The organism is Paraburkholderia sp. (genome assembly GCF_036488505.1).
Classification (GTDB): Bacteria; Pseudomonadota; Gammaproteobacteria; order Burkholderiales; family Burkholderiaceae; genus Paraburkholderia.
The window spans coordinates 1-8,302 of record NZ_DASXHN010000319.1; the positions used below are offsets into that span (position 1 = coordinate 1).

Genomic DNA, 8,302 nt, shown 5'->3' on the forward strand with positions numbered 1-8,302 from the left:
CCCAGTACAGGATCAGCGACGCGCAGGTGAACGCGAACGGCGCAATGATCTTCATGCCCACGATGTGCAGCGGACGCTCGAGGTCCGTCGCCGCGCGGCGCAACGCCATCAGGCTGATCGGGCCCGTCAGGTACGAGATCACGGTTGCGACCGTGATCTCGTACCTGACGGGCCCGATCAGCCTGATGGCGCTGCGACGCGCGGCAACGGATCTGGAGCGCCCGCTGCACATTCCGGGCATGAAATTCATCGCGCCGTTCGCTTTCGTTTGCGCGTCGCTGATCCTGTACTGGGCGAAGTGGCCGCTCACCGGCGAAATCATTCTGCTGATGGTCGTGGCGTTGCCGGTGTACTTCTACTTCCAGGCGAAGTCGGGTTTTTCAGGCTGGGGCCGTGATCTGAAGGCTGCATGGTGGCTGGTGGCGTATCTGCCGATCATGGCGGTACTGTCGCTGATCGGCAGCAAGGAGTTTGGCGGCTTCGGCATCCTGCCGTACGGCTGGGACATGCTGGTCGTGATCGCTTTCTCGCTGGTGTTCTACTACTGGGGCGTGAATAGCGGCTATCGCTCGGAGTACCTGGAAGAGCGCCAAGTGCACGACGAAGTGCTCGAAGGCATCGGCGCGCATTGAGCGCCATGTCGAATGGGAACGGATTCGCGCTAAGCGGGTCGGGATGAAATGAAACGCCGCCCGGTGCAGACCGGGCGGCGTTTTTTATGGCGCGAACTGGCGCGGCGTTGTGTCCGGCCCGCGCTCGCGCTGCGTGCCGCGTCGTGCCGCTGCTTGCCGCTGTGTGCCGCCCGCTGCCGTTCCACCGGCGCGCCGGCTCGTTTTCGCCGCCGGCTCAGGCGGTGCCGAATACGTAGTTCGTCATCGCGAGCGAGCGCTGGTAGGTGCCGAGCGACTGAATCGCGAGCGAGTAGTCGTCATCGGCGGCGCCGAGCGCGGCGAAAACCGGCAGCAGATGCTCGTCGGTCGGGTGCATCAGCACCGCATGCGGCGCCTGGCGGCGATAGTCGAGCAGCGCGTCGATGTCGCGCGCGGCAAGCTTTTGCTCGAACCAGTCGGTGAACTCGGTCACTCGCGGATCGGCGTCTTCGGGACGCGCCGAGAAATCGGCGGCGCGCAGGTTGTGCGTGATCTGACCGGAGCCGATCACCATCACACCGTCATCCTTCAACGCGCGCAGTGCGCGGCCTACGCGGAAATGATGCGCGGCGTCCTCGTGCGGCTGGATCGACAACTGCGCGATTGGCACGTCCGCATGCGGGAACATCAGCAGCATTGGTATCCACGCGCCGTGATCGAGCCCGTGCGGTTGCACGTCCGCGACGATGCCGTGCGCGCCAAGCAGCGCGGCGGCGCGGCGCGCGACATCGGGCGCGCCCGGCGCCGGGTACTGGATTTCATACAGTTGACGCGGAAAACCGTAGAAATCGTGGATGGTTTCCGGCGCCGTCGCAATGCTCGCGAGCGGCTGAGCGGTATTCCAGTGGGCCGACAGCATAAGGATGGCATCGGCACGCGGCAGTTGTGCGCTGAGTGTGCCGAATTCGGCGGACGGCATCGACGGATCGATCGGCAGCGTCGGCGCGCCGTGGGACAGGAAGACCGAAGGTAAGCGGTTCATGGCGGCAGCGTGCCCGGGCGGGCGCGTCGTGGAGATTAGGTTGCTACGAATATAGATTCACGCCGTCGATTAATAAACGGGCTTTCGCTGAATTGATCGTGTCGCGGTTGTTGTTAATCGCCCGCTGATGCCTGGCGGGCGCGTGCGACTGCTGCTGCGCGCTGTAGCCACAAGGCCCCTCGTGGAAACGCGTCCGCCGTGTCACTCCTGCGCGCCGCGCAACCCTTGCCACGCGGCCGATAGCGCCGGTCCCAGCGCGAATAAATCTAGCACGCGTGTCACCGTGTGATCGACCATCTGATCGATCGACGCCGGCTTGTTGTAGAACGCGGGCAGCGGAGGGAAGATCACGCCGCCCATCTCGGTGACGGCCGTCATGTTGCGCAGATGCGCGAGGTTCAATGGCGTTTCGCGCACGAGTAGCACGAGCCGGCGCCGTTCCTTCAGCGTGACATCGGCGGCGCGGGTGATCAGATTCTCGGAGAGGCCATGCGCGATGCTCGCGAGCGTCTTCATCGAGCACGGCGCGACGATCATGCCGTCGGTCGCGAACGATCCGGACGCGACACTCGCGCCGATGTCGCGCACTGAATGGATGACATCCGCCAGCGGATGGACGTCTTCCTTGCTCAACTGGAGTTCATGCTGGATGTTGAGCCAGCCTGCGCTGGAGATCAGCAGATGGCTCTCGACGTCGCCCAGCTTGCGCAGCGTCTCGAGCAGCCGGACGCCGTAGATCGCGCCGGTAGCGCCGGTGATCGCGACGATCAGCCGGCGAGGCGCCGCAACGTGGGTTTGCGGCATCGCTGACGGCGCCTGGTCAAGCGAACCGGAACGGACGGAGCGTTCAGGCCGCGGCGAAAAGCTGCTGGAGTTCGCCCGACTCGTACATCTCCATCATGATGTCCGAGCCGCCGACGAATTCGCCGTTCACGTACAGCTGCGGAATGGTCGGCCAGTTCGAGAACGCCTTGATGCCCTGGCGGATTTCATCATCTTCGAGCACATTGACGGTCTTGATCTCGCCGACGCCACAAGCCTTCAGGATCTGGATGGCGCGGCCGGAAAAGCCGCACATCGGGAACTGGGCCGTGCCCTTCATGAAAAGAACGACGTTGTTGCCGTCGACGATTTGCTTGATGCGTTGTTGCGTATCCATGACTGACCTTGCGGTTCGGTAATGCGTGGGGAATAGGCTGAAATGATAGCGGATTTCGCTAGCGGCGGCCGGAGGTGCTGTGGGCTGAAAGGTTTCCGGTTGCGCCAGTCGAACGGCCGCACAGGGAGCCGCGGCGGTGCTTATGCCGCGCCGTCGCCGGGCCATTGCCCGCCGCTGATGCGCTCGATGCCGGCGAGATCGCGCTCGGAGCGAACCCGCGCGAAACCCTGCACGTCCAGCAGCGCACGCACGGCATGGGCCTGGTCGTAGCCATGTTCGATCCACAGCGCACCGCCGGCGGCGAGACGGCTGGGCGCGCCAGCGACGATCGCGCGTATCGCGCTCAAGCCATCCGCTTCGTCGGTGAGCGCGCCGCGCGGCTCGAAACGCAGATCGCCTTCGAGCAAATGCGGGTCGCCACTCGCGATATACGGCGGATTGCTGACGATCACGTCGAAGCGCAGCGCGGGATCGAGTGAGCCGTACCAGTCGCTTTGCAGGAACGTCACGGCGCCGCCCGGCCGCTTCGCGTCGAGCAGGCGCGCGCCGTTGCGCGCGGCGACCGTAAGCGCGTCGCTCGAACGGTCGAGCGCCCAGACTCGCGCGTCGGGGCGCATCGAGGCGATCGCGACCGCGATCGCCCCGGTGCCGGTGCCGAGATCGAGCACCTGCGCGTGCGGCCGATTCGCGATCGCCGCCAGCGCCGTTTCGACCAGCAACTCCGTCTCGGGGCGAGGAATCAGCACGTGCGGTGTAACTTCGAACTCGAGTCCGAAAAACTCCCGGGCGCCGACCAATTGCGCGACCGGCTCGCCGGCTGCGCGCCGTGCTTCGAGCGCGCGATAGCGCTCGACGCTCGCGCGATCCAGCGGCTCGTCGCCGCGCGTGATCAGTTGTGTGCGCCGCCAGCCGAGCACGTGCGTGAGCAGGATCCGCGCTTCCAGCGGCGGTAGCGGCGACGCGCGCAGCAACGCGTCGGCCGTGGCGGGCCGAGCGGACCGATCGAGCGGGGCGGACGAAGCGCCGGTCATGATGTCGGCGCGCTCAATCCGCGTCGCCGAGCGAGGCCAGCAGCTCGGCCTGATGCTCGCTGACGAGCGCCGCGATCAGTTCGCCGAGATCGCCGTCCATGATCGCGTCGAGGCGATACAGCGTCAGGTTGATGCGATGGTCGGTGAGACGCCCCTGCGGAAAGTTGTACGTGCGGATGCGCTCGGAGCGGTCGCCGGAGCCGATCAGGTTCTTGCGCGTCGCCGCTTCCTTCGCCTGCTGCTCGTGCGCCTGCTTGTCCTTGATGCGCGCGGCGAGCACCTTCAGCGCGCGATCCTTGTTCTTGTGCTGCGAGCGATCGTCCTGACATTCGACGACGATCCCCGTCGGCAGGTGGGTGACGCGCACCGCGGAGTCGGTCTTGTTGATGTGCTGGCCGCCCGCACCGGACGCGCGAAAGGTGTCGATGCGCAGCTCGGCCGGATTGATCTCGACTTCGCCGATCTCGTCCGCTTCCGGCATCACCGCGACCGTGCAGGCCGACGTGTGGATACGGCCCTGCGTTTCGGTGGCCGGCACGCGCTGCACGCGATGCCCGCCCGATTCGAACTTGAGCTTCGAATACGCGGCTTCGCCGGCGATCCGTACGATCACTTCGCGGTAGCCGCCGAGATCCGATTCGCTCGCCGACATCATCTCGACCTGCCAGCGGTTACGCTCGGCGTAGCGCAGATACATCCGCAACAGGTCGCCCGCGAACAGCGCGGATTCGTCGCCGCCGGTGCCCGCGCGGATTTCGAGGAAGATATTGCGCTCGTCGTTCGGGTCTTTCGGCAGCAGCATTTTTTGCAGCTCGACGCCGAGCGTTTCCATACGCTCGCGTGCCGCGCGGATTTCCTCTTCGGCGAAGTCTCGCATCGACACGTCGGTCAGCAGCTCCTGCGCGGTGACCGCGTCGTTCTGCGCCCGGCGCCAGAGCCCGTACTGTTCGACGACCGGTCCCAGCTCCGCGTGTTCGCGCGTGAGCTTGCGGTATTGGTCGAGGTTGGCGGTGATGTCCTCGCGGCTCAACAGGTCGTTCAGTTCGGCCAGCCGGGTGGTGAGCTGGTCGAGCTTGCGTTGCATGCTCGTTTTCATCGGGCGGATAGCGGAGCGGACTCCGGAAAGGATGACGGCGAAAGAATGGGCGGTGGCCCGGGGCGGAAGTGCCGTGGCGAGCCGCATCGGAGCGGCGATGACTGCGCCGCTAACGCTCCGACGAGCCGGCGTGCTTGTAGAAGCCGCTCATCAGCTCGATCAGCTTCTCGCGGTTGTCGCTGCTCGCGCGGTTGAGCGCGTGCGTGGGACCGTGGATCAGTTTGTTGGTGAGCGCGACGGACAGCGCTTCGAGCACGGCGGCAGGATCGTCGCCGCGCGCGAGCATTTTCTGCGCGCGTTCGACTTCGGCGCGACGCAGCACGTCGGCCTGCGTGTGCATATGGCGGATCACCGGCACGATACTGCGCGCGTCGAGCCACTGCATGAAGTTCTGCACGCGCGTTTCGATGATCGCCTCGGCCTGCGCGACCGCCGCTTGCCGCGACGCATTGCCTTCGCGGACGATCGCGCCGAGGTCGTCGACGGTGTACAGGAACACGTCTTCGAGCTGACCGGCTTCGGGTTCGATGTCGCGTGGCACCGCGAGGTCGACCATGAAGATCGGCCGGTGACGGCGAGCTTTCACCGCGCGCTCGACGGCGCCCAGACCGATGATCGGCAACGTGGACGCGGTGCACGACACGATGATGTCGAATTCATGCATCCGCGCGGGAAGTTCCGACAGCGTAATCGCGCGGCCGTTGAAGCGCCCGGCGAGCCGCTGGCCGCGCTCGGCGGTGCGATTGGCGACCACCAGCTCACGCGGCTGCTGCGCGGCGAAGTGCGTTGCGCACAGCTCGATCATCTCCCCGGCGCCGATGAACAGCACGCGCTGGTTCGCGATCTTGTCGAAAATACGCTGCGCGAGGCGTACCGCGGCGGCCGCCATCGACACTGACTGCGCGCCGATTTCAGTCGTGCTGCGCACTTCCTTCGCGACCGCGAAGGTGCGCTGGAACAGCTGGTTCAGATAGGTGCCGAGCGCGCCGGCCTCCGACGCGGTGCGCACCGCGTCCTTCATCTGTCCGACGATCTGCGTTTCGCCGAGCACCATCGAGTCGAGGCCGGACGCGACGCGAAACGCATGACGCACCGCCTCCGATTGCGGCAGCGCGTACATATGCGGCGCGAGTTCGTCGATGGGAAGATTGTGGTACTTCGACAGCCAGTGGATCGCGGCGTCGCGGGCGGCGAGGTCGTCGGTCGCGCAGTACAGTTCGGTGCGGTTGCAGGTGGACAGGATCGCGGCTTCAGGCGCATTGGGGGCCATACGGCCCAGCCAGATGCCCTTGAACGTATCCAGCGCAGGCTTGATCTGTTCGAGCGGAAACGCCACGCGTTCGCGCAAGGCGACAGGCGCTGTGTGGTGGTTGATTCCGATCGTTAGGAGCTGCATTTGGGGGAGCTATCGTTAAGCCCAATATTATAGCGTTTCCACCATTTTCACATTCGGGCCGCTGTATACCGCGCATGGCTCAGGCAGCGCCTGCCATGCCTTCCGGTGGAACGGCATCGAGCTGGTAGCCGTAACCATAGACCGGCACCAACGAATAGCCAAGCTCCGGGCGCAGTTGCAGCTTGCTGCGCAGCCGCGACGCGTGGGTATCGATCGTGCGCGACTTCACGTCGCGGCGCCGCGACCACACCGTTTCGAGGATATGCGCGCGCGATACCGGGCGCGCCAGGTTGCTGAACAGCAGCAGCGCCAGGCGGAATTCCTTGGGGGTCAGCACTACGTTCAGATCGCGGAAGGAGACGGCGAAGCACGCGGCGTCGAAGGAATAAGCACCGATGACGTCGCGCCGCCGGTTGGCCGGCCGCCGCAGGCCAGCGCGGCGCTGCAGCGCTTCGATGCGGGCCAGCATCTCCGGGCCGCGCACCGGCTTGCTCAGGCAGTCGTCGGCGCCGGCATGCAGTGCGCCGACGATCTGGCTCTCGCGGGGGGCGGAAATCATCATCATGACGGGCAAGCCCGGCAGAATGGATCGTGCGCGCGGGATCACGTCCTCGGCGCAACAGTCGCCGGCCCAGCTTGCGGTGATCAGAAGGTCGAACAACTCGTCGTTCGCCTGCTGCAGGAACGTGGCGCTCGTGGTGAAGCGCTGGCAGATGTGGCCGCCGGCGAAGACCAGCCGGTCGACCAGTTTCGCGTGTTGCAGGTCCGGTTCGATAAGGGCGATGCGCATGGCGCGGCGTCAGCCCGGCAACGGGCGGGGCAGGCGTTTTCGTCGGACTGACCGCTTGCCTAAGCACACCCCGACCCCTAAACTCAACCGCTATGCGGAAAGCGCCGTGCTGAACTTCCATAGTTAAAGAGGCAAAAATGCTAGCCATGCCGGCTTCTACCGCCTATGAGACGATTCTGAAAGTGCCGTCACAGTCCCTCCTGACCACCGTTTCTGTCGCCTTTCCACTCGCTCTTGCGCATGAGCTTTTGCCCTCGTGTGCATGCACGCGCGCATGCGGTTTCGGAGCCCGTTTCTGATGGGCTGGCCGGGCATTTTCATACTCGGCGCGGTAATTGGCGTGTCAGGCTGGTGGCTGCATCCGCTACGCCGCACGAGCCGCGCCCGCTGGTCGATTGCCCTCGTAGCCGGGATAGCCGGCGCGAGCATTGCGCGCATGGCCGGCAACGTGACCGGTCTCTTCCATGACGGCGACATCCTCGAATGGCCGGTGTGCACCGCCGTCGCGCTGATCGCCGTCGCCATGACGGTCGGCCTCCTTGCCGGCCGATCGAGCCGTCGATGAACCTTTGCAGGTAACTCCATGAACGCCCGACTCCCCGAAACCTCCTCCATTCCCGAGCGCCTCGCGAGCCTGCGCGCCGCGATGGCGCGCGAAGGCATCGCCGCTTATCTGGTGCCGTCCGCGGACCCGCATCTGTCCGAATATCTACCCGGACGCTGGCAAGGCCGCCAGTGGCTGTCGGGCTTCACCGGCTCGGCCGGCACGCTTGTCGTGAGCGCCGATTTCGCCGGCGTCTGGACCGACAGCCGCTATTGGGAGCAGGCGAACGCGCAACTGGCCGGCACCGGCGTCGAGCTGATGAAAATGACCGGCGGCCAACTGACCACCCCGCATTTCGAATGGCTCGCGCAGAACGTGCCCGCCGGCGGCACGGTCGGCGTGGACGGCGCGGTGCTCGGCGTCGCGGCGGCGCGGGCACTGAGCGCGGCGCTCGGCGCGCGCGGCGTGCAACTGCGCACCGACGTCGATCTGTTCGACGCGATCTGGGCGCAACGTCCGACGCTGCCCGCGGACGCGGTGTTCGAACACGCCGCGCCGCAGGCGAGTGTCGCGCGCGCGGAAAAGCTCGCGCAGGTGCGCCGCGCGATGGCGGACAAAGGCGCGCAATGGCACTTCATCTCAACGCTCGACGAT

9 protein-coding genes and 1 pseudogene are annotated in these 8,302 nt (G+C 65.9%); 3 read left to right on the plus strand and 7 right to left on the minus strand.

The features are described from left to right. Nucleotides 1–137: 137 nt before the first annotated feature. A pseudogene (locus VGH68_RS18850) lies at nt 138–632 on the plus strand (amino acid:proton symporter); the annotation flags it as partial. 214 nt (nt 633–846) lie between these two features. Here VGH68_RS18850 and VGH68_RS18855 read toward each other — a convergent pair. From VGH68_RS18855 to VGH68_RS18885, 7 genes are all read right to left on the minus strand, one after another. Next, the gene (locus tag VGH68_RS18855; protein WP_331605201.1) at nt 847–1,632 is read right to left on the minus strand and encodes a class III extradiol ring-cleavage dioxygenase; all 786 of its coding nucleotides are present in this window, start codon (nt 1,630–1,632) and stop codon (nt 847–849) included. A gap of 201 nt (nt 1,633–1,833) precedes the next feature. Next, entirely contained in the window at nt 1,834–2,436 is a 603-nt protein-coding gene (locus VGH68_RS18860; protein ID WP_331605202.1) for a UbiX family flavin prenyltransferase, read from the minus strand. 43 nt (nt 2,437–2,479) lie between these two features. Further along, complete coding sequence (gene grxD / locus VGH68_RS18865) at nt 2,480–2,791, minus strand: Grx4 family monothiol glutaredoxin (RefSeq protein WP_331605203.1); 312 nt, start codon at nt 2,789–2,791, stop codon at nt 2,480–2,482. A gap of 140 nt (nt 2,792–2,931) precedes the next feature. Beyond that, on the minus strand, nt 2,932–3,822 hold the full coding sequence (gene prmC, locus VGH68_RS18870; RefSeq protein ID WP_331605204.1) for a peptide chain release factor N(5)-glutamine methyltransferase: 891 nt from the start codon (nt 3,820–3,822) through the stop codon (nt 2,932–2,934). A 13-nt stretch (nt 3,823–3,835) separates the two neighbouring features. Continuing rightward, on the minus strand, nt 3,836–4,918 hold the full coding sequence (prfA, locus tag VGH68_RS18875; protein ID WP_331605205.1) for a peptide chain release factor 1: 1,083 nt from the start codon (nt 4,916–4,918) through the stop codon (nt 3,836–3,838). A gap of 109 nt (nt 4,919–5,027) precedes the next feature. Beyond that, nucleotides 5,028–6,314 carry a glutamyl-tRNA reductase gene (gene hemA / locus VGH68_RS18880; protein ID WP_331605206.1) on the minus strand — a complete coding sequence of 429 codons (1,287 nt, stop codon included), beginning with the start codon at nt 6,312–6,314 and terminating at the stop codon, nt 5,028–5,030. A gap of 79 nt (nt 6,315–6,393) precedes the next feature. Then, on the minus strand, nt 6,394–7,104 hold the full coding sequence (locus VGH68_RS18885; protein ID WP_331605207.1) for a response regulator transcription factor: 711 nt from the start codon (nt 7,102–7,104) through the stop codon (nt 6,394–6,396). Between the two features lie 298 nt (nt 7,105–7,402). Here VGH68_RS18885 and VGH68_RS18890 point away from each other — a divergent pair, with 298 nt between their 5' ends. Continuing rightward, nucleotides 7,403–7,669 (plus strand): hypothetical protein, encoded by a 267-nt coding sequence (locus VGH68_RS18890; protein ID WP_331605208.1) that lies wholly within the window; start codon nt 7,403–7,405, stop codon nt 7,667–7,669. 18 nt (nt 7,670–7,687) lie between these two features. Then, nucleotides 7,688–8,302 (plus strand): aminopeptidase P family N-terminal domain-containing protein (locus VGH68_RS18895; RefSeq protein ID WP_331605209.1); only part of this gene is annotated, 615 nt, incomplete at its 3' end.

Bases quoted from the DNA above. Each gene is read 5' to 3' on its own strand.
- VGH68_RS18885 (WP_331605207.1), bottom strand. From the start codon at position 7,104: ATGCGCATCGCCCTTATCGAACCGGACCTGCAACACGCGAAACTGGTC.
- VGH68_RS18860 (WP_331605202.1), bottom strand. From the start codon at position 2,436: ATGCCGCAAACCCACGTTGCGGCGCCTCGCCGGCTGATCGTCGCGATC.
- VGH68_RS18855 (WP_331605201.1), bottom strand. From the start codon at position 1,632: ATGAACCGCTTACCTTCGGTCTTCCTGTCCCACGGCGCGCCGACGCTG.
- prmC (WP_331605204.1), bottom strand. From the start codon at position 3,822: ATGACCGGCGCTTCGTCCGCCCCGCTCGATCGGTCCGCTCGGCCCGCC.
- hemA (WP_331605206.1), bottom strand. From the start codon at position 6,314: ATGCAGCTCCTAACGATCGGAATCAACCACCACACAGCGCCTGTCGCC.
- VGH68_RS18890 (WP_331605208.1), top strand. From the start codon at position 7,403: ATGGGCTGGCCGGGCATTTTCATACTCGGCGCGGTAATTGGCGTGTCA.
- prfA (WP_331605205.1), bottom strand. From the start codon at position 4,918: ATGAAAACGAGCATGCAACGCAAGCTCGACCAGCTCACCACCCGGCTG.
- grxD (WP_331605203.1), bottom strand. From the start codon at position 2,791: ATGGATACGCAACAACGCATCAAGCAAATCGTCGACGGCAACAACGTC.